This is a genomic window from Flavobacterium orientale (assembly GCF_014638005.1).
In the GTDB taxonomy this organism is placed as follows: Bacteria; Bacteroidota; Bacteroidia; order Flavobacteriales; family Flavobacteriaceae; genus Flavobacterium; species Flavobacterium orientale.
Genome location: NZ_BMFG01000005.1, coordinates 155,252 through 174,183 on the forward strand (window position 1 = coordinate 155,252; position 18,932 = coordinate 174,183).

17 protein-coding genes and 1 tRNA gene are annotated in these 18,932 nt (G+C 36.7%); 11 read left to right on the top strand and 7 right to left on the bottom strand.

What is annotated here, in order from left to right; all coding sequences use genetic code 11:
* Positions 1–161 precede the first annotated feature (161 nt).
* The 8 genes from IEV15_RS08130 to IEV15_RS08165 all read left to right on the top strand — a co-directional run bounded on the left by IEV15_RS08130 (position 162) and on the right by IEV15_RS08165 (position 6,982).
* Positions 162–980 (top strand): hypothetical protein, encoded by an 819-nt coding sequence (locus IEV15_RS08130; protein ID WP_188362026.1) that lies wholly within the window; start codon positions 162–164, stop codon positions 978–980.
* Between the two features lie 430 nt (positions 981–1,410).
* A complete protein-coding gene (locus IEV15_RS08135; RefSeq protein WP_188362027.1) occupies positions 1,411–1,578 on the top strand; it encodes a hypothetical protein in 168 nt (55 codons plus the stop codon).
* Between the two features lie 279 nt (positions 1,579–1,857).
* Positions 1,858–2,556, top strand: a complete 699-nt coding sequence (locus IEV15_RS08140) for a phospholipase D-like domain-containing protein (protein ID WP_188362028.1) — start codon at positions 1,858–1,860, stop codon at positions 2,554–2,556.
* 406 nt (positions 2,557–2,962) lie between these two features.
* Complete coding sequence (locus IEV15_RS08145) at positions 2,963–3,487, top strand: DinB family protein (protein WP_188362029.1); 525 nt, start codon at positions 2,963–2,965, stop codon at positions 3,485–3,487.
* A 193-nt stretch (positions 3,488–3,680) separates the two neighbouring features.
* Complete coding sequence (locus IEV15_RS08150; RefSeq protein ID WP_188362030.1) at positions 3,681–4,292, top strand: hypothetical protein; 612 nt, start codon at positions 3,681–3,683, stop codon at positions 4,290–4,292.
* A gap of 116 nt (positions 4,293–4,408) precedes the next feature.
* Entirely contained in the window at positions 4,409–4,537 is a 129-nt protein-coding gene (locus IEV15_RS14670) for a hypothetical protein (RefSeq protein ID WP_262891224.1), read from the top strand.
* 164 nt (positions 4,538–4,701) lie between these two features.
* Positions 4,702–5,730, top strand: a complete 1,029-nt coding sequence (locus IEV15_RS08160) for an energy transducer TonB (RefSeq protein ID WP_188362031.1) — start codon at positions 4,702–4,704, stop codon at positions 5,728–5,730.
* A gap of 916 nt (positions 5,731–6,646) precedes the next feature.
* A complete protein-coding gene (locus IEV15_RS08165) occupies positions 6,647–6,982 on the top strand; it encodes a GIY-YIG nuclease family protein (protein WP_188362032.1) in 336 nt (111 codons plus the stop codon).
* A gap of 396 nt (positions 6,983–7,378) precedes the next feature.
* On the opposite strand, the gene IEV15_RS08170 is transcribed toward IEV15_RS08165, so the two are convergent.
* Together IEV15_RS08170 and IEV15_RS08175 are read right to left on the bottom strand one after the other, a co-directional pair.
* A complete protein-coding gene (locus IEV15_RS08170; protein WP_188362033.1) occupies positions 7,379–7,888 on the bottom strand; it encodes a YybH family protein in 510 nt (169 codons plus the stop codon).
* Positions 7,889–8,888: 1,000 nt separating this feature from the next.
* On the bottom strand, positions 8,889–10,856 hold the full coding sequence (locus IEV15_RS08175; RefSeq protein WP_188362034.1) for an endonuclease: 1,968 nt from the start codon (positions 10,854–10,856) through the stop codon (positions 8,889–8,891).
* A gap of 217 nt (positions 10,857–11,073) precedes the next feature.
* Here IEV15_RS08175 and IEV15_RS08180 point away from each other — a divergent pair, with 217 nt between their 5' ends.
* Positions 11,074–12,198 carry a TlpA disulfide reductase family protein gene (locus IEV15_RS08180; RefSeq protein ID WP_188362035.1) on the top strand — a complete coding sequence of 375 codons (1,125 nt, stop codon included), beginning with the start codon at positions 11,074–11,076 and terminating at the stop codon, positions 12,196–12,198.
* Between the two features lie 175 nt (positions 12,199–12,373).
* A tRNA-Tyr gene (locus tag IEV15_RS08185) sits at positions 12,374–12,455 on the top strand.
* A 266-nt stretch (positions 12,456–12,721) separates the two neighbouring features.
* Here the strand turns inward: IEV15_RS08185 and IEV15_RS08190 are convergent.
* Together IEV15_RS08190 and IEV15_RS08195 are read right to left on the bottom strand one after the other, a co-directional pair.
* Positions 12,722–13,408, bottom strand: coding sequence for an SIMPL domain-containing protein (locus tag IEV15_RS08190; protein WP_188362036.1), 687 nt, complete (start codon positions 13,406–13,408; stop codon positions 12,722–12,724).
* Between the two features lie 58 nt (positions 13,409–13,466).
* Positions 13,467–14,108 carry a rhomboid family intramembrane serine protease gene (locus IEV15_RS08195; protein WP_188362037.1) on the bottom strand — a complete coding sequence of 214 codons (642 nt, stop codon included), beginning with the start codon at positions 14,106–14,108 and terminating at the stop codon, positions 13,467–13,469.
* A 107-nt stretch (positions 14,109–14,215) separates the two neighbouring features.
* On the opposite strand from IEV15_RS08195, the gene IEV15_RS08200 reads away from it, so the two are divergent.
* Positions 14,216–15,094 (top strand): lysophospholipid acyltransferase family protein, encoded by an 879-nt coding sequence (locus IEV15_RS08200; RefSeq protein WP_188362038.1) that lies wholly within the window; start codon positions 14,216–14,218, stop codon positions 15,092–15,094.
* Here the strand turns inward: IEV15_RS08200 and IEV15_RS08205 are convergent, their stop codons facing one another.
* The 3 genes from IEV15_RS08205 to def all read right to left on the bottom strand — a co-directional run bounded on the left by IEV15_RS08205 (position 15,095) and on the right by def (position 18,929).
* A complete protein-coding gene (locus IEV15_RS08205; protein ID WP_188362039.1) occupies positions 15,095–16,579 on the bottom strand; it encodes an aminotransferase class V-fold PLP-dependent enzyme in 1,485 nt (494 codons plus the stop codon).
* Between the two features lie 64 nt (positions 16,580–16,643).
* The gene (locus IEV15_RS08210; protein WP_188362040.1) at positions 16,644–18,260 is read right to left on the bottom strand and encodes a S41 family peptidase; all 1,617 of its coding nucleotides are present in this window, start codon (positions 18,258–18,260) and stop codon (positions 16,644–16,646) included.
* 21 nt (positions 18,261–18,281) lie between these two features.
* Positions 18,282–18,929, bottom strand: a complete 648-nt coding sequence (gene def, locus IEV15_RS08215; protein WP_188362041.1) for a peptide deformylase — start codon at positions 18,927–18,929, stop codon at positions 18,282–18,284.
* Positions 18,930–18,932 lie beyond the last annotated feature (3 nt).

Sequence of the window (18,932 nt, forward strand, 5' to 3'; positions counted from 1 at the left end):
TTTCACTCACTGCTTACACGAATCCTTTTGTGTAGCTTTTCAATTTAGCATCCCACTCGGCGAATGGTGAAAACCAACTTAAAAAACAGCACTTTACGGAAAACCGTAAAAATGTATGATTTTCAAATGATAAGTTTACATAAATTATAAAACTACCTATTATGAAAAATCAAACTATTTTTTTTCTGCTGACCCTAGCTGTTTTTATGACTTCATGCAAACCTACTTTATTTTATCAAGTCTATGAGACCGTTCCTAAAAATCTAAAAAGTGAATCCAAAACGCTGGTTTTCGAAAATGAACAATGTAGTATTAGCTATAACTTATGGTCTAATGAGGGAGATCCCGGATTTGTTTTTTTTAATAAAACCAATGAATTGATTCATGTGCATCTTGACGAGAGCTTTTTTGTGATTAATGGAACAGCCTATGATTATTTTCAAAATAGGATATTTTCAAGTTCCAGTGCCACTTCAACACAATCTACAAAAACGAATTCCGTAACACAATGGGGCGGGTGGTTAACTGCCTTAAATGTGCAACAACAGTCGTCTGTAGCAATCAACAACCAAAGTGGCATTACAGAGGTGGAATCAAGAACAATTACAATTCCTCCCAAAACCTCGAAATCAATTTCGGAATTCAAAGTCAATAATGTAGTATTCAGAAGTTGTGATTTATTATTATTCCCAACAACTAAGCAAATCAAATCTATAACGTATAATGAAGGTACTACACCCATACAATTTTATAATTTAATAAGTTATAAAGTCGGTCAGGCAACGGCTCCTCAGATAGTACGCCACGATTTTTATGTTTCCTCCGTCACAAACTATTCCGAAAACGATTTTTATCGCTATGAAGTTGATGAATTTTGCGGCAAAAAAAGTCAAAACAAAAAAAGATATTTTTCACATAATGCCCCTGATAAATTTTATTTAGAATACATCAGAAACTCAGGCGATTCAAGGAAAAATTAAAAGCGTTAATATACCTTTTCAGCCGTTTAAATTTAGATTGATAAAGGACGATCGGGGTCTCCAAAACCCTTGAAGCGTTGTAAATTCTTTAAGGGTAACGAGCTTATTTGATAAAATCTGAATCTTTATAATGCAACAGGATATCCAAAATTTAGTTGAATAAGCGTTGTCTTGGAAGTCTTCAAATGTTAGAATGGGAAACGAATCTGGCTCCCCGTATTCTATGACTTCGTAGCTTCATTTTAAAATAATTACAAACCCAACAGCTATTGAGATTGTGTTCTTTGCGGTAGAACAAAACGAATCCCTAAACGACCTGTAGTCAGAGCTTATATAGCGTTGCATTTATAATTCTGAGAAGCTGAAACGAGTTCAGCATGACAGAGCTGGGTGTAAGTTTAGATTGAAAAGATGCTGAAACAAGTTCAGCTTGACAGAGTCAAGTGATGTTGCCTACAGAGATTTAGCCTTCCGGAAAATATTGGATGACGTTATGTCTAAACAACGTAAAAACGAACTGGATTTAGATCGTCTATTTGCTAAAGATGACGCTTTTTATCAAGCTTTTTTTGATACTATGAAGCGAATGGTTGGGTGAATGTTTAGGGGTAGAAAATTAGTGTAAGTAAGGATTAAACCTAACAGTACTATTAAATTAGTTACAAAGAATTTAAAACCAAACTGTTGTAACCTGTAAAAAATTAAATTGTTTAATAACAACATTATTTCAATTTGGCATTGATAGTATTCTTAAATTGCAAACTATTTCAAATAAATACTATCATTAAATCACAACATTTTTTATAATTACAAACTATATAGTAAATCATTATATTTTTTGATATAAAATAGCGATTATAAAGAATAACACTTAAACATGGCAAAATTTTTAACCACATCAGGTACCTCATATTACATAGAGAGTATAATATTGGGAGCAAAAAAAGAACTCTATTTAGTTTCTCCTTATTTACAAATTTCAAAGACACTTTCGGAAAGACTAAAAGATGCGGCCAGTAATGGGGTTTTTATAAAAATAATTTATGGTAAAAGTAATTTATTAGCGGATCAACTTAAATTACTTGAATCTATTCAAAATCTACAAATATATTTTTTTGATAATTTACATGCTAAATGTTATTTCAATGAGCAAACAATGGTGATTACCTCCATGAACATGTATCAGTTTTCTGAGAAGAATAATCGCGAAATGGGTATTTTTATTGACAAAGATGCAGATGCAGATTTGTTTGGAGATGCATACCGTGAAACAAAGTCAATCATCCAATCTGCTGTAATCCATAAAAAAACCGGTGCTATAATTAAAAAAGAAAGCTCAGTCAATATTATTCAGAAAGAAAAAACGAAAACACAAAACCCAAAAGGATTTTGTATTCGATGTAATGATAAAATATCCTATAACATTGAAAGGCCTTATTGCAAAACGTGTTTTTATATTTGGAGCGAATGGGAAAACTACAACTATGTAGAAGTGGGTTGTCATGGCTGTGGAAAGCCAGAAGCTACAACATTCATGAAGCCTGAATGTTATTCGTGTTTTAAAAAAAATTCGTGAATTCGTGTATAATTATAGTTTACTCTTTTTTAACTAATTTTCTCCCTACTCCCCGAATCCCGATAGAGCTATCGGGACTGACTTCGTGGTTTCATTTTAAAATAATTACAATCCCAACAGCTATCGAGATTGTGTTCTTTTCGGTAGAACAAAACGAATTCATAAACGACTTGTAGTCAGAGCTTATATAGCGTTGCATTTATAATTCTGAGAAGCTGAAACAAGTTCAGCTTGACAGTTCTATAAAACATATTCTTTATATTTGTTCCGTAGGTCAGCAACTAAAAGTAGTCAAACTTCTTTTACCGGAAGTAACAGGTACGAATTGCTGCTTACCTATTACCAATTAAAAAGTATAGTTTGCTACTTTTTTAGCTAATTTTCTTCACAACAAACACTCATTGCCATGCGATATTTATTTATTTTACTGCTTTCCGTTTTATTTTGTCCGTCTGTAATGGGTCAAAACCACGACTCCTTATTTGTGGCCTCTGCTTTAAAAAAACTTGAAAATTCAAAAGCCTATTTATTACAAGTGGCCGATATGATGCCGGCAGACCAATATGCTTTTAGACCAACCGAAGAAGAGATGCGTTTTGGCGACCAACTTTTACACATTTCTTCCAACATAGGATGGCTTTGCTCTTCGTATTTGTCCGACGGAACAAATCCGGTTTCAAAATCCGACGAAAAGTTAACAACCAAAGATAGTATCCGAGCCGTAGTTGTTCGCACGTATGATTATGCGATTGGTGTTTTAAAGCAATTTCCATCCGATGCTTTAGGAGATAAAGTCTCCTTTTTTGCAGGACCGCTAACCAAATTACAAATTATCAATTTGTTAAGTGATCATCAAACGCATCATAGAGGGCAACTGCTTGTGTATCTTCGGCTTTCGGGATTGACGCCGCCTAGGTATGTGGGGTGGTGATAGCATGGTAGCTATCGAAGGTTTCCCCCACCCTCGAAGGGTTCGAAAACCTTCGAGGGTGGGGGAAACCTTCGAGTTGAAAAAAAATCCTTTGAAAAGTTCAAAATCTTTATTAGTTTTGATTTGTTAATCTAAAAAGCTTCCGAAACTTTTAAGGATTTAACAATTATCTATACGCCAAACAAAACTAATTATGGAAGTAAAAACACCTTTACTCCACGGACATTATTATCACATCTATAACCGTGGAAACAACAGCTCTCCCATTTTCTTTGAAAATGAAAACTATTACCATTTTCTTCGTTTGTATGCCAAGTATATCGACCCTATCGCGGAAACCTATGCCTGGTGTTTACTGAAAAATCACTTTCACATTTTGGTTAGAATCAAAGAAAAAAGTGAAATTATTGAAAGTGATTTGACTTTCAACACTACTGCAAAACCAAAGGTAATTGAACCGTATCGGCAGTTTTCGCATTTGTTTAATGCCTATACGCAGACCATCAACAAACGACACCAACGCACGGGTAGCTTGTTTGAAAATAAATTTGAGCGAAAAATGGTCACTTCTGAAAACTATTTTCAACAATTGATCTTTTACATTCACAACAATCCGGTTCATCATGGTTTGGTGAAGCAAATGGGTTTGTATCCTTGGTCCTCTTTTGAATCCATGCTTTCCCAAAAACCTACTATGCTGAAAAGAGAGGAGGTTATGGAACTGTTTGGTGATAGAGAAAATTTTATTGACTATCACCATCAAGAACAAACTGATGATGGGATTTTGGATTTGATTATCGAATGACTCGAAGGGGGGTAACCCTCGAAGGGTTTTGAACCCTTCGAGGGTTACCCCCCTTCGAGAGTTAAAAAAAATTTCCTTTCTTTGTAATCATCCATCAAATAAAAACAGCACCCATCATGCGTTACGTCATCGCCTTCTTCCTCCCCTGGCTATCTTTGATGCTTCAAGGTAAAATTTTGTCAGGTATCATCTGTTTGATTTTACAAATCACCATCATCGGTTGGATTGCTTCGCCAGTTCGCTAACGCTCGTGTCCCGCCGTTATTTGGGCCTTTACCGCCTTAAATCGCATGTATGCGGATAGGAGAACGAATAAGATTATTAAAGAGATGAAAGCAAGTAAGGGATAGCTAGTCATTTTCGTTACCTATTTAATTCCTTACTTTTAGTACCTAAAACAAAACAACCTATGATACGACTTCTTTATTTTTATTTACTCTTACTGGTTCTCCCCACTCAAGGCCAAACCGATTTTTCAAAAGGCACCTATACCACCCTTGATGGTGTTGCTACGGATGCCTATATCGCATCCCGCAACTGGAACGAACCGTTTGAAAGCATTCAAGTAAAAACCAATTTGAACGATAGTCCCAAAACCATTGCAATTGAGCAATTGCAAAAATTGTTCGTTTCCCCCGAGAATCAATTTGTTCGCCAAAAGATATGGAAAGCTCCGGTTTGGGTACCCGATCACACGGAATTAAATTATACTAAAAATGAAGCCGTCTTTTTGAAACTCGTGGGTTATGGCAAAGTCAGTCTCTATACCTATTATGAAGGCACAACACAGCGAATCGTTTATCAAGCCAAGTCCAATCGCTTTATGGAATTTGTACCGCCGAATGCAACCGCTACTAAAACCGGAAAGCCTTTGGATTATAAAGACCAGATAAAAGCAGATTTTAACAGCTCCCTGTATCAGGAACGCGATTTGAAGCAACTCACCTATTCCCTGTTAACCCTTATCGAATTCGTTAGAAATTATAACAGTTATATCAGGGATGATAATCAAGTGGCCTATTCTGAAGTGGTTGCGATGGAAAGAGCTCCACATGGCGAGGTGATGGAAGAACCCGACTTTGAAGTACCTTTTGCTGTAGTAGAAAAAAGTCCGGTGTATCCCGGTTGTGAAAACCTAGCTACTGAAGAAGAAATCAAAACTTGTTTGAACACCGCATTGGAAGCTCTTTTTGTAAAGCATTTTAAGTATCCCAAAGCAGCGGCTCCTGAACACAAAGACAAAAAAATGTTTGTGAAGTTTCTGATTCAAAAAGATGGTACGGTTCAATTGTCTTCCCTGCGTGCGGCTCATCCTTCTATTGATGAAGAACTGCGACGGGTATTTGGGAAAATGAAAAAGTTAAAACCCGGTATGGTTAGGAATACGGCGGTTAATGTGGCGTATTTTCAGGTGTTTAAAGTGAAGGAGAAAAAGTAGGTTGAGATGCTGAAACAAGTTCAGCATGACAGTAGTGGGTTCAGCAGGATAGTGGTGTGATAAAAGAGATGCTGAAACAAGTTCAGCATGACAGTAGATTAGTGTTCAGCATATCAGAAATCTAATCACCAACTCTGTCAAGCTGAACTCGTTTCAGCTTCTCTCTAACCTAAACCTGTCAAGCTGAACTCGTCTTCTATACCTGTCAAGCTGAACTCGTTTCAGCTTCTCTCTAACCTAAACCTGTTAAACTGAACTCGTCTTCTATACCTGTCAAGCTGAACTTGTTTCAGCTTTTCTCTAACCTAAACCTGTCAAGCTGAACTCGTCCTCTATACCTGTCAAGCTGAACTTGTTTCAGCTTCTCTCTAGCCTAAACCTGACAAACTGAACTCGTCTTCTATACCTGTCAAGCTGAACTCGTTTCAGCTTCTCTCTAACCTAAACCTGTCAAGCTGAACTCGTCTTCTATACCTGTCAAGCTGAACTCGTTTCAGCTTCTCTCTAACCTAAACCTGTTAAACTGAACTCGTCTTCTATACCTGTCAAACTGAACTTGTTTCAGCTTCTCTCTAACCTAAACCTGTCAAGCCGAACTCGTCTTCTATACCTGTCAAGCTGAACTTGTTTCAGCTTCTCTCTAACCTAAACCTGTCAAGCCGAACTCGTCTTCTATACCTGTCAAGCTGAACTCGTTTCAGCTTCTCTCTAACCACCACCTCTGTGAAGCTGAACTTGTTTCAGCTTCTCTCTAACCTAAACCTGTCAAGCTGAACTTGTTTCAGCTTCTATTAAAATTATTATTACTTTTATATTATATAAAGCTGAACAGAAAAACAGATGGAATGAAAGAGATGCTGAAACAAGTTCAGCATGACAGTAGAATAGAATTCAGCTACTATAAAAATCAAACATAATGGCTAACAGAGACTACCACAACTATTGGGTGTACATCCTTACAAACAAACCAAACGGCACTTTATATATTGGTGTGACAGGTGGTTTAGACGATAGAATGGAAAGGCATTTGAACAATGAAGGAAGTAAATTTACTGCTAAATATAATTTGAAAATACTAGTTTATTTTGAAGAGTTTCACTACATAAATGATGCTATTGCAAGAGAAAAACAATTAAAGAATTGGCACAGGCAATGGAAGATTAATTTAATTGAGGAGCATAATCCGAATTGGATTAATTTATGGAAGGGTGGTGGTGCTATTGAGGGAGATGCTGAAACGAGTTCAGCATGACAGTAGTGGGTTCAGCAGGACAGGGGATTTGGGTTCAGTAGGATAGTGATGTGATAAAAGAGATGCTGAAACAAGTTCAGCATGACAGTAGTGGGTTCAGAATGACAGTAGTTGGGGTTTAACAAGAAAGGAGTATGGAATAAAAGAGATGCTGAAACAAGTTCAGCATGACAGTAGTGGGTTCAGAATGACAGTAGTGGGTTCAGAATAACAGTAGTTGGGGTTTAACAAGAAAGGAGTATGGAATAAAAGAGATGCTGAAACAAGTTCAGCATGACAGTAGTTGGTTTAGCATGACAGTAGTTGGTTTAGCAGGATAGGAATGGAGCGTTGTGCATGAAAGTAAATAATAGTGCGTACATAAAAAAAGGTGAACATTGCTGTTCACCTTTTCTTTTATTCTTTTTTCATAAGTGGTGCGTCCGGTGTACTCATATCGCGGATACACACATACTTCCCATCTCGTTTTTCGAAAAGGCTCATATAATGTCCGGTTCGGGCTTTGCCACCTAAGGAATCTAAAGAAGTGTACGAACCAATCTCGGTCACTAAAGACCCATCATTGGAAACAAATACATCTTTCACCGAGTAAGAAACGGTGGAACCTTTTGGATAACTTAGCAAATCTTCTTGAATGGAAGCTCTCATCGCTTCTTTTCCAACAACAGGTGCTTTTTCAGACGGATAACTAACTGCATCATCAGCATAATAGGTCATAATTCCATCCACATCTCTGGCATTAGAGGCTGTAGCATAAGCATCTTCTAACGCTTGGATTTCTGTTTTGATAGCATCCGCATCAACGGCAGGAGCTTCTTCTACCGGAGCTTCCGATTTTGTGTTGCAGGCAGTCATTAATACCATGCAAATACCCAACATTAGGGGTTTTAAAAATTTTTGTTTCATAATTTAATTCATTTAAGGGTTTAGATAAGTAACTATTTTACAGTTAACAGACTAAAGATAAACAAATTAAAAACACTGTGAATTAATTTTTTAACATTTTTTAGTAATACTCGATGGTGGTTGCTATTTGGTAAAAAAGGCTTACTATAAATCTTACTTTAACCTATAAGATATGTTTTGTTTCGTTTTTTTTTTTTTAACCACATAGAGCCATAGTTGTTTATTCTATTTAAGACGCTTCGCTCAATTAAAGTAAATCATAGCTATGCGAAACCAAGCATTGGTTCTATGTCCTTTTTCCTATGTAGCTATGTGGCTAATTTTTTTGTTTGTTTTTTTTTAAACCACATAGAGCCCTAGTTGTTCATTCTATTTAAGACGCTTCGCTCAATTAAAGTAAATCATAGCGATGCGAAACCAAGCATTGGTTCTATGTCCTTTTTCCTATGTAGCTATGTGGCTAATTTTTTTGTTTGTTTTTTTTTAAACCACATAGAGCCCTAGTTGTTCATTCTATTTAAGACGCTTCGCTCAATTAAAGTAAATCATAGCGATGCGAAACCAAGCATTGGTTCTGTGTCCTTTTTCCTATGTAGCTATGTGGCTAATTTTTTTGTTTGTTTTTTTTTTAAACCACATAGAGCCATAGTTGTTCATTCTATTTAAGACGCTTCGCTCAATTAAAGTAAATCATAGCGATGCGAAACCAAGCATTGGTTCTGTGTCCTTTTTCTTATGTATCTAGGTGTCTAATTTTTTTTGTTTGTTTTTTTAAACCACATAGAGCCATAGTTGTTCATTCTATTTAAGACGCTTCGCTCAATTAAAGTAAATCATAGCGATGCGAAACCAAGCATTGGTTCTGTGTCCTTTTTCCTATGTATCTAGGTGGCTAATTTTTTTTGTTTGTTTTTCTCCAACCCCATAGAATACTAGTTATTTAAAATAAAAATAAGGGCCAATTAGCCCTTATTTCTTAAGTAGTTATGTGGTGTGTATTTTACTTTATGATTATTTTCTTGCTTGACGTTTTGTCGTTTGAAGTTACTTTGATGAAGTACATTCCTGAGGCTACATCTAAAGTTAATGTAGTTACACCGTTTGCCGTAGCTGCTGCTACTCTTTGCCCGTCGATGGTGATTACTTCATAGGTATAGCTCCCTTCAACACCGGCAAGCGTCATTGTTCCTGATGACGGATTCGGATACAGGTTAAAATCCAAATAAGTTGGGTTTTCCACACTTAAATTACCTTGCCATACTTGACCGGCGTTGGCTCCCCAGATGTAATCTGCCAGTTGAGGTAAGTCAATAAACGGATTTCGGTTGTATTGCCACGTATAGATATAATTATTTCGGTTCATTTCAAAATCATCCGAAGGATCCGTTTGATTCCAAGTTAACAGCGTTGCTAAATCACCTAATTCATATAAAGTATTGTCCGGAGGGTTACCGTTCACTACATTTAAAACGTTGTATCTCACAGCCATGTAAAAAACCGCACGAGCTACATCACCTTTCCAGCTTCCCAAATTTCCTGTGGGACCGTTGTAATCATTCAATCCGTAATCTCTGTTGTTACGCGAACTGTTTTCCGGACCGTCTTCTGCACGAATATGGTGAGCATCGGCATGTCCTGCTAAAATATCATTAGCATCAGTGGGTAACCAAATATCGATTCCGTCTGCGGTATCGCTGGTTCCATTAGAAAATCCACCTCTCGATTGCGGATAAATATGTTCTCTATTCCATTTTCCTGTACTACTTCCCGTAGTTTGAAAATCTAATTTCGCACGCGGTTGTTCCACATACATCAACCACACTTGGTTGTTGTTGGCCGGATTTTGATCGGCTAGTTTGAGTATATCTGTAATGTCACCATAATTGTGAGCACGAACTACATTTGGATTCGCAATGATATCCTGAAGGGCTTGTGTTAATACGGCACCTGCTTTTCCATTTAGTGAATCATAATAGCCTGCCGGTGCGGTACTGGTAACCACTCCATACGTAGGATTCAAAGGTGTTCCCCAAGGAGAAACCGAAAAATCATTATCAATCACACGAATGTAAATGTTGTCATTCATTCGAACATAACCGTCGGGTATCACCCCAAAACGAATACGCATTTCTTCATCCCCTTCATCCAATTCGTCATCTATGATTTGAATGGTGGATGTAAACGTTGTGCCTCCTTGTGGGATAAAAACGTTTAGATTGCCTGAAAAATCGGCTGCATTAAACCCGCCATTGTTCAGCAAAAAGCTAAAATTTAAATCGGACAGGGTTGGGTTTTGTGTGGTAAACGTAATATCAAAACTATCCCCTTCGTTTTTATGTGATGTGTCAACTGTGATGGTGATTCCGTTAAATTGAATCCCACTTCCGTCATTATTTGCTCCGGGTGTTGGGATTTTTACTTCATACGTCCCGTCATTTTTTCTTTGAATGGAATGATTGGCCGCTTGACCAAACTGATTTTCGTTGGTTTGCACAAACACATTAAATAAATCCATCAACCCAATAGCCTGTGGGTCACTGGTATCATAAATCAACACATCAATAAGATTGGTGGTGGTCGCTAATGTAAAATCAGGAAAATCATCGGGAGTACCTAAATAAATCGCCACGGCATCTTCACCATTTTGAATTAAATTATCTGCAATTATACGTTGCGGTACAGGAGCAACCAAAGCACTTCCAATCACCACTAAGCCGTTGGCATCGGTAACCAATCCTGATAAATTGATTGTTAAATAACTTCTGTTGGCATTACTAGCCGTAGGGTTTCCGTTAAAAAAAACCAACACATAACCGTCAAGAGAAAAGAAAGGTGTGGTGGATTTTAATTCTACAAATTCTTTATCATCAATACCCGGCGTATCGGAATCTAATTCATTTATAACCACTTGGCTAAAAGAAAATGTAGCCACTAAAGTCAACAAAAAGGTGTAGAGGTATTTTTTCATCAAGATAAATTTGTTTTTGCGAAGATAAGTTTATTTGAAAGGAAATCATATTTCTTTAACATTAAGCCATTATTATCAGTTCATTGTGTTGTTTTTTATAAGAAATTTTAGCTATAAAATTCTATTAAATAAAAGATAAAAAACTATTACTACTAGATTAATTTCTATAATTTTGGCAAAAATTAAAAACGACTACATTCTTATGAAACAATTGTTTATGCTAATAGCCCTTGCGGCTTTTGTAACTTCTTGCAACGAACTTAAAGAGAACGAATTTAAAGTTGAGGGAACTATTGAAGGACTTGCCAACGACACCAAAATCATCCTTGAACGCCAGAATGAATTGGGTCAATTTGTGGCTCTTGATTCTACCACGCTAAAGGACGGAAAATTTTCTTTCAAAAATGAATTTGCAGAACCTGAATTTCGTTACATCCAATTTAAAGATGTTCCAGGTAAGGTACCTTTTATTGCCGAAAACGGAACTATTTCCGTTGTTGCTTACAAAGACAGTGTACACAGAAGCAGTGTAAAAGGAACGTATAGCAATGACCAGTATTTGGCTTACATAAAAGAAGGAGAAGCTTCTAATAAAAAAAGAAAAGCATTTCAAGAGGCAAACAATGCCAAATGGATGGCAGCCCAACAAGCTCAAGATACGGCTACCATCAATGCATTAATGAAAGAGAGCAAAAAATATGAAGATGAAATGATTGCTATTGGTAAAAACCACATTAAGAACTATCCGAAATCCTTCATATCTGTTTTGTTTTTAGATCACCTTGCGGGCATGCCTGATGAAGATAAAACGGAATTAAAAAAATGGTATGACAATTTATCGGAAACCTTAAAGAATACAAAACCGGGTAAATCGGCACTTGAAAAATTAAACTTTGTAGTACCTCAATTGCCATCCAACGTTGGTCAAGAGGCACCTAACTTTTCAGCACCCAATCCGGATGGTAAAGTTATTTCGTTAAAAGAAAACTTAGGTAAAGTAACTATCATTGATTTCTGGGCTTCGTGGTGTAAACCATGTCGTATTGAAAATCCGAATATGGTAGCTCTTTATAATGACTTTAAAGGTAAAGGTCTTCAAATAATTGGTGTTTCACTAGATCAGGAAAATGCTGGTGAGGCCTGGAAACAAGCTATTGCTGTTGACAAATTAACGTGGGTTCATATGTCAAATTTAAAGCATTGGAAAGATCCGATTGCACAACTTTATAGTGTGGAGTCGATTCCAGCTATTTTTATATTGGATGAAAACGGAACTATCGTTGCAAAAGATTTACGTGGTGATGCTCTTAGAGCTAAAATCGCTGAACTTTTAGGAGCGTAGGCTTTCAAAATCACTACTAAATCGACTTTAAATGAACATTTTTTAACTTCATTTAAAGTCGATTTCCTTTTATATCACTTTATTCCAATGGATTAAAAAAATATTCCAATTATTTTGAAGGAATGGTTTGCAATGTTTGAAAACAATTCTATATTTGCAACCGCAATAACGCGATGGGGAGATACTCAAGCGGCCAACGAGGGCGGACTGTAAATCCGCTGATTACATCTTCGCAGGTTCGAATCCTGCTCTCCCCACAAAACAAAAATCCCTGACATATGTCGGGGATTTTGTTTTTGGTTAGGCTTCTAACCTAGGATGACCGAAGGTAGTTCTTTCGAGGTTTGCATAGCACAAATAGGAACGCGGATTAGGGCAGGTAGGCTTCGCCAAACGGTGATAACGCAGATTTCTCGAAATCCTGATAAATTTAGAGCACAAAAAGAGAAAATGAATCATTAGCAAAAAAAAAAGGATGCACTAAAGTGCATCCCCATTCCAATTGCTTCGCAATTGGTATGATTTATTCTAATACAAAACTCACCGATACATTAGTTAAAATATCTATTTCGCCTATGGCTAGTGTTTGTTGGCTGGAACTATCTGAGGCTTCCATCGCATACAAAGTATTTTTATACATCGGTGGTTGATAATGGCTTGAATTATCCATAATTAAAATCGCTTTTCCTACTTTTTGATTTAATACTGACACATAATCTTCTGCTTTCTTTTTGGCGTCAATAATGGCTAATTTTCGAGCTTCCGATTTGTGTTGCTCCATTTTAGACGATTTGAATTCCACGTTGTCGATTGAATTCACTCCGTTATCCATAAGTCCCATCATTAATTCATCATATTTCGTCAAATCTTTTAAAACAATAGCAATGGTCTGACTAGCTTGGTAGGTTTGTTTCTTTTTATCGTAGTCGTATGTTCTATTCAAACTCACTTGCGTGGTTTTAAAATCGGATGCAGGAATGCCGAATTTTTTGATGTATTTCAACACCTTATCGACGGTTTCGTCGTTTAGCTTTTTTACTTCGGCAGCATCTTTGCCTAAATTTTTAACTCCCAAATTGATTTCAACACGGTCCGGTACGACTTTAACTCTTCCTTCGCCATTAACAGAAATTTGAGGAACTTGTTTCGATTCCTGAGCAAACATTGTGGTTTGAGCAACCAAAAATAAGAACAAAACTATTTTTTTCATGATTATAATTTTAAGTTAAAGCATCCATCCAATTAACATGCCAAAATCAAAAGCAACTTTACAATTTACCTAATTTTGCCAGTATAAATAAAATAACAATCGGAATGGCTAGCAGCACGACCATCAGTGTGTTTTCTGTCAACAAATACGGTTGGTTAAACAACGTTATCATATAACCACCGATGGCTCCTCCGAAATGTGCGGTGTGACCAATATTGTCTCTTCTGGATTTCATTCCGTAAATAGAATACAACAAATAACCTATTCCAAAAATATAAGCCGGTATTGGAATTGGGATAAAAAAGAAATACAGATTCATGTCGGGACGCAGTAAAATTGCTGAATACAACACCCCGGTGACAGCACCTGAGGCCCCTACTGCTCGATAGTAGAATTCATTTTTATGGAATTGCAAGGTTAACAAACTGCCACAAATTAGACTTCCGAAATAGACTAATAGGAATGATGGCGTTCCCAGATTTGTGATCACAACGGGAGCAAAAAAATAAAGTGTAATCATGTTGAAAGCCAAATGGGCAAAATCCACATGAAGAAAAGCGGAGGTAATCATTCGCAAACTTTCACCGGAGCGAATGCTTCCTACATGAAATTCATATTTTCTAAAAAATAATACATCATTAAATGCCTTATAACTAATTAAAACATTTGCTGCAATTATTACAATTAAAATTACTGCCATTTTTTTCCTTCTTTTTTGTTTTGTAAAAATAGTAATTGTTTTCAGCAATTCAGAAAGACCTCTTTATAAAATTAGAAATACCCTTATATTTGTAAAAAAATAAATTCATGCAATTTTTATTATATGTTGTTTTGTATCCTATTCTTTGGATCATTTCAATACTGCCTTTCCCTATTTTTTATGCCCTTTCTGATTTGGTGTGTTTCTTCACCTATCGTGTTTTTGGGTATCGAAAGAAAACGGTTCGAAAAAACTTAGCGATTGCCTTATCTCATTTACCAGAAGCGGAACGGCTTGTGATTGAAAAGAAATTTTACAGTCATATGTGCGATTTATTTTTGGAAATGGTCAAAACAATGACCATTTCGACTACAGAAATGGATAAACGGTTTGTGATACAAAATCTTTCTTTTATGAAAGAATTAGAAAAAAAAGGAAAAAGCATCGCCATTATGACTTCCCATTATGCCAGTTATGAATGGTCGATTTCTATCAATAAAAAGTTGTCTTTTGAATCTTTTGCGATATATAAGAAAATAACCAATCCGTATTTTGATAAGTTAATTCGTCGTATTCGTTCAAAATTCGGAGCTACATTAATCAACACCAAAGAAACGATTCCGACCATTGAATCTAATTTTGCAAAAGGACATCCCAGTATTTATGGATTTGCGAGTGACCAATCACCCAGAGCTTCACGAGCGACACATTGGGATACTTTTTTTGGCATTGAAACACCAATTCAAACCGGTGCTGAAGTATTGTCAAAGAAATATGACATGATTATGGTATTCATGCACATCAAAAAAGTAAAACGCGGCTTTTATGAATGCCGCTTTGAATTGATGTCAGACGATCCGAAAAGTGTACCTGATTTTGAACTGACCACTAACTTTATGCGAAGAGTGGAAGCTCAAATATTAGAAGCACCTGAATACTATTTGTGGACCCACAAACGATGGAAACACAAAAGAAAATCGAACTAATTAGTTAAACCAACTTTTGACCATTTCTTTTTCTGGAATTGTATCATTTTTATGATAGAAATTATTGGTTTTTCCATCATAAATATAGTCTTCGCTCCAAGTTTTGTGGTTGGCTGCTACTTGTTTGATGCTTTCACAAACTTTCTTAATTTCTTCTGACGTAGTAGTAGGATGAATAGACATTCTAATCCAACCCGGTTTTTTAATTAAATCACCCGATGTAATTTGGCACACCAAATCATTGGATGTTTGTTGGTCAACGTGCAATAAATAATGCCCGTAAGTTCCGGCACAACTGCAACCGCCACGGGTTTGAATACCAAAACGATCGTTTAGCATTTTGACACCCAAATTAAAATGCAACTCGTCAATATAAAACGAAATTACACCCAAACGATTTTGATGTTGTCCTGCTAAAATTTTAATATTTTCAATTGTCCCTAATTGTTCGAAGACATAGGCTACCAGTTCGTGTTCGCGGTCTAAAATATTTTGAACACCCATCTTTTCTTTTAATTGAATAACCAAAGCGGTTTTGATTACTTGTAAAAAACCAGGAGTTCCACCATCTTCCCTATCTTCAATATTGTCGATGTATTTGTGTTCACCCCAAGGATTTGTCCAACTTACGGTGCCACCACCCGGACAATCGGGTACGTTATTCTTATATAAATTTTGATTGAAAACTAGAACCCCTGAAGTTCCGGGGCCACCTAAAAACTTGTGCGGCGAAAAGAAAATAGCATCCAAATAACTTTCCGGGTCTTCCGGATGCATATCAATTTCAACATAAGGTCCTGAACAAGCAAAATCAACAAAACAAACGCCATTATTTCGGTGCATTATTTTAGCCACTTCGTGATAAGGTGTTTTAATTCCCGTTACATTAGAACACGAAGTAATGGACGCTATTTTAAAAACGCGGTCTTGGTATTTTTGCACTAACTTTTCGAATTCGTTGATGCAAAACAATCCCTCTTCATTAGCAGGAATTACTGCAACATCTGCAATTGTTTCCAACCATGACGTTTGATTGGAATGGTGTTCCATGTGCGAAATAAAAACAATTGGTTTTAAAGCATCAGGAATCGTAGTAAATTCTTTTAAATTTTCCGGAACCCGCAAACCTAAAATGCGTTGAAACTTATTCACAACGCCTGTCATTCCTGTTCCGTCTGTGATTAAAACATCATTTGAATTGGCATTAACATGTTTCTTGATGATGGAACGGGCTTCGTGATAAGCCATGGTCATTGCCGTTCCCGTAATGGTAGTTTCTGTATGGGTATTGGCTACAAAGGGTCCGAACTGATTCACTAATTTTTCTTCAATAGAACGGTACAATCTTCCGCTTGCTGTCCAATCCGTGTAAATGATTTTCTGTTTTCCGAAAGGGGAAGTAAATTCTTGGTCAATTCCGACAATATTATTTCGAAATTGTTGAAAGTATATTTCCAATGCTGTTTGGGTCTCCGTAGCTGTCATATTCACCTAATTTGGGTTCAAAGATACATATTTTTACTAACTGCAAGCAATCGGAAAGCGACTACTATTTCGTTTGCGTTGGAGCTGCAACGGTTTCCAAGATATATTCCAGTTCCGGGTCATCTCCCTTAATTCGTTGTTCTACTGTTGGAATAATCTCCACATTTGGCATGATTCCTCTACCCTCTTGCTCCGTTTTGTAAACGGGACGAATATCCATCAACCCTAAGCGAAGGGGTAGTTTTGAATGGGGTAATTTTAATACAGGCATTCTTCCCGCAACGGTTCCGTTGAAAGCACCTCCGGTTTCTTCGCCTACAAAAACAGCTCTTCCCGTGGCTTGCAAATTTGAAGCAATAATACACGAAGCCGAAAAACTACCTCCATTTATGAGGACATAAACTTCTCCGTCAAAATGCAACGGATTTGCCTCCATCGGTTTAGAGCTTTTAATTTTGAAATACAACTTTCCATCCTTTTTTTTCTTCGTTTTTGAAACCATTACGGTAGCAAAAACCGGATATAAAGGAGCCGCAATCGGATAAGTAAGTATAGGCAGTTGATTGAAATAATTGGCGAACAGGCTGGTTCGTGAAGTCACTTCCGGTTCCTGAATGAATTGGAATTCTTCTGCCACTAAATAGGAATACAATTTTTGAATTTCATTGAGTCGACCACCCGGATTATCACGCAAATCGATTATCAATGTTTTAGATTGTTTTTCCTTAATTTTTGCAAACACCTCTTCGTACACTTTCTTTATTTTTCCGGAAGAAAAGTTTTTTATTTTCAAATAAGCCACGGTACTATCAGCACCTATAAACTGTAGCGTTTTATTGAATTCTTTGGCTGTATAATCATATCCATATATTCTTTTATGCTCCCGTTCCTTTTTCATTTTTTCTTTTGCAACAGGCGATTTTCGAGCCAATTTAATGGAATCTTTCTGTGTTTGCGAAAGCGAATCTCCTTTTTTAGGGCCTACTTTGAAGCGTTTGATCACTTTAGTGTAGGTTACCTCGTCATTTTTGAAAACATAATTCAAACTGTCCTGCACCCCTATTTCATTGGCCAAAAAGGAGCTGAATCTTTTTTGAAATTGTTTGGGTATGAAGGTTGTATTGTACCCATCAGATGCATAACTATTTTTGTATTTTGAAAAGATTTGTTGCGGCGTGACTCCGTTAATTGCAATCACTTCCGATCCTTTTACAATCGTAGTATCTTGCGATTTATTTACTACAACATACATTTTATCCTTTTCCCAAATCATTTTAAATTGGGAAAGTGGCCCTGTTCCGGCCTTAGTTATTATTTTTCTTTCCTTTTTTTCTAATTTCTTAGTTAAAGGTCGTAAACCCATATGACCTTGTCGGACAGCAGCAACAACGGGACTTATTTTAAAGAAGAATTCGTTGGGTGTCAGTGGTTCTTTTACCTCTGAACGCAAGCTGTCAAATTTTCCATTTAGCTCTTGTTCGCTGATATACCAATACAAACTCGGATGTAGTTTCACTAACTTCTTTTGCACATAATTCACATCCTCTATTAACTCTTCGGGAGGAATTGCCGTTTGAATGTGTTTGTTATATTTTTCAACGGAGCCACAACCGAAGCCCACAACAACTACTAACAATGCCAGTAAACGGTTGGCTTTTTTATAAAAATGAATCTTATGCAATTGGATTAGAATTTAAGATTATTATCGTTTTACTGTTTTCTCCAGCGACAGGTTTACCCCTTCGCCTATCGGAGCACTTTGAAATGCTTGCTGTTCTATCATTCTGTCGGTAAACAAAATACCTTCTAAATGATCTATTTCATGTTGAAAAATTACGGCTGTAAAACCTTCAATAACTTCTTGTTTAAAATCCCCATTTGCATCGAAATAGGAAATTTGTATGGTATAATTTCGATACACATCACCACGTTCATCGGGAATGGACAAACAGCCTTCTGCTCCTTTTCGAATTAGATTGGAACGCCAAACGATTTTTGGATTTACATAATATTCAAAGGGTTCATTGGGTTTATCAAAACGTTGCACCCAAATGATATTTTTGTTGATACCTACTTGAGGAGCGGCAATTCCCACTCCGGGTCTGGCAGGATCACGCATCGCTAAATACATTCGTTTGGCTAAAACCGGAATTAGTTTGTCTTTTGGATTGATATCTGTAGAAACTGCTTTCAGTATTTTTAAATCTGCCGAATCCGTAACTTGCGTCACGCGTAACATCTCCGTTTCCGGACCGGAAAGAATCAAATCTCGTTCAGCTTTTGAAAAGCTTTGCGAAAAAGCGGTCATCGAGACCAGTAGCACTACCCAAAACAAACTTACTTTTTTCATCCT

Coding starts and splice junctions, on each gene's coding strand:
- IEV15_RS08130 (WP_188362026.1), top strand. CDS start 162: ATGAAAAATCAAACTATTTTTTTTCTGCTGACCCTAGCTGTTTTTATG.
- IEV15_RS08140 (WP_188362028.1), top strand. CDS start 1,858: ATGGCAAAATTTTTAACCACATCAGGTACCTCATATTACATAGAGAGT.
- IEV15_RS08145 (WP_188362029.1), top strand. CDS start 2,963: ATGCGATATTTATTTATTTTACTGCTTTCCGTTTTATTTTGTCCGTCT.
- IEV15_RS08150 (WP_188362030.1), top strand. CDS start 3,681: ATGGAAGTAAAAACACCTTTACTCCACGGACATTATTATCACATCTAT.
- IEV15_RS14670 (WP_262891224.1), top strand. CDS start 4,409: ATGCGTTACGTCATCGCCTTCTTCCTCCCCTGGCTATCTTTGATGCTT.
- IEV15_RS08160 (WP_188362031.1), top strand. CDS start 4,702: ATGATACGACTTCTTTATTTTTATTTACTCTTACTGGTTCTCCCCACT.
- IEV15_RS08165 (WP_188362032.1), top strand. CDS start 6,647: ATGGCTAACAGAGACTACCACAACTATTGGGTGTACATCCTTACAAAC.
- IEV15_RS08170 (WP_188362033.1), bottom strand. CDS start 7,888: ATGAAACAAAAATTTTTAAAACCCCTAATGTTGGGTATTTGCATGGTA.
- IEV15_RS08175 (WP_188362034.1), bottom strand. CDS start 10,856: ATGAAAAAATACCTCTACACCTTTTTGTTGACTTTAGTGGCTACATTT.
- IEV15_RS08180 (WP_188362035.1), top strand. CDS start 11,074: ATGCTAATAGCCCTTGCGGCTTTTGTAACTTCTTGCAACGAACTTAAA.
- IEV15_RS08190 (WP_188362036.1), bottom strand. CDS start 13,408: ATGAAAAAAATAGTTTTGTTCTTATTTTTGGTTGCTCAAACCACAATG.
- IEV15_RS08195 (WP_188362037.1), bottom strand. CDS start 14,108: ATGGCAGTAATTTTAATTGTAATAATTGCAGCAAATGTTTTAATTAGT.
- IEV15_RS08200 (WP_188362038.1), top strand. CDS start 14,216: ATGCAATTTTTATTATATGTTGTTTTGTATCCTATTCTTTGGATCATT.
- IEV15_RS08205 (WP_188362039.1), bottom strand. CDS start 16,579: ATGACAGCTACGGAGACCCAAACAGCATTGGAAATATACTTTCAACAA.
- def (WP_188362041.1), bottom strand. CDS start 18,929: ATGAAAAAAGTAAGTTTGTTTTGGGTAGTGCTACTGGTCTCGATGACC.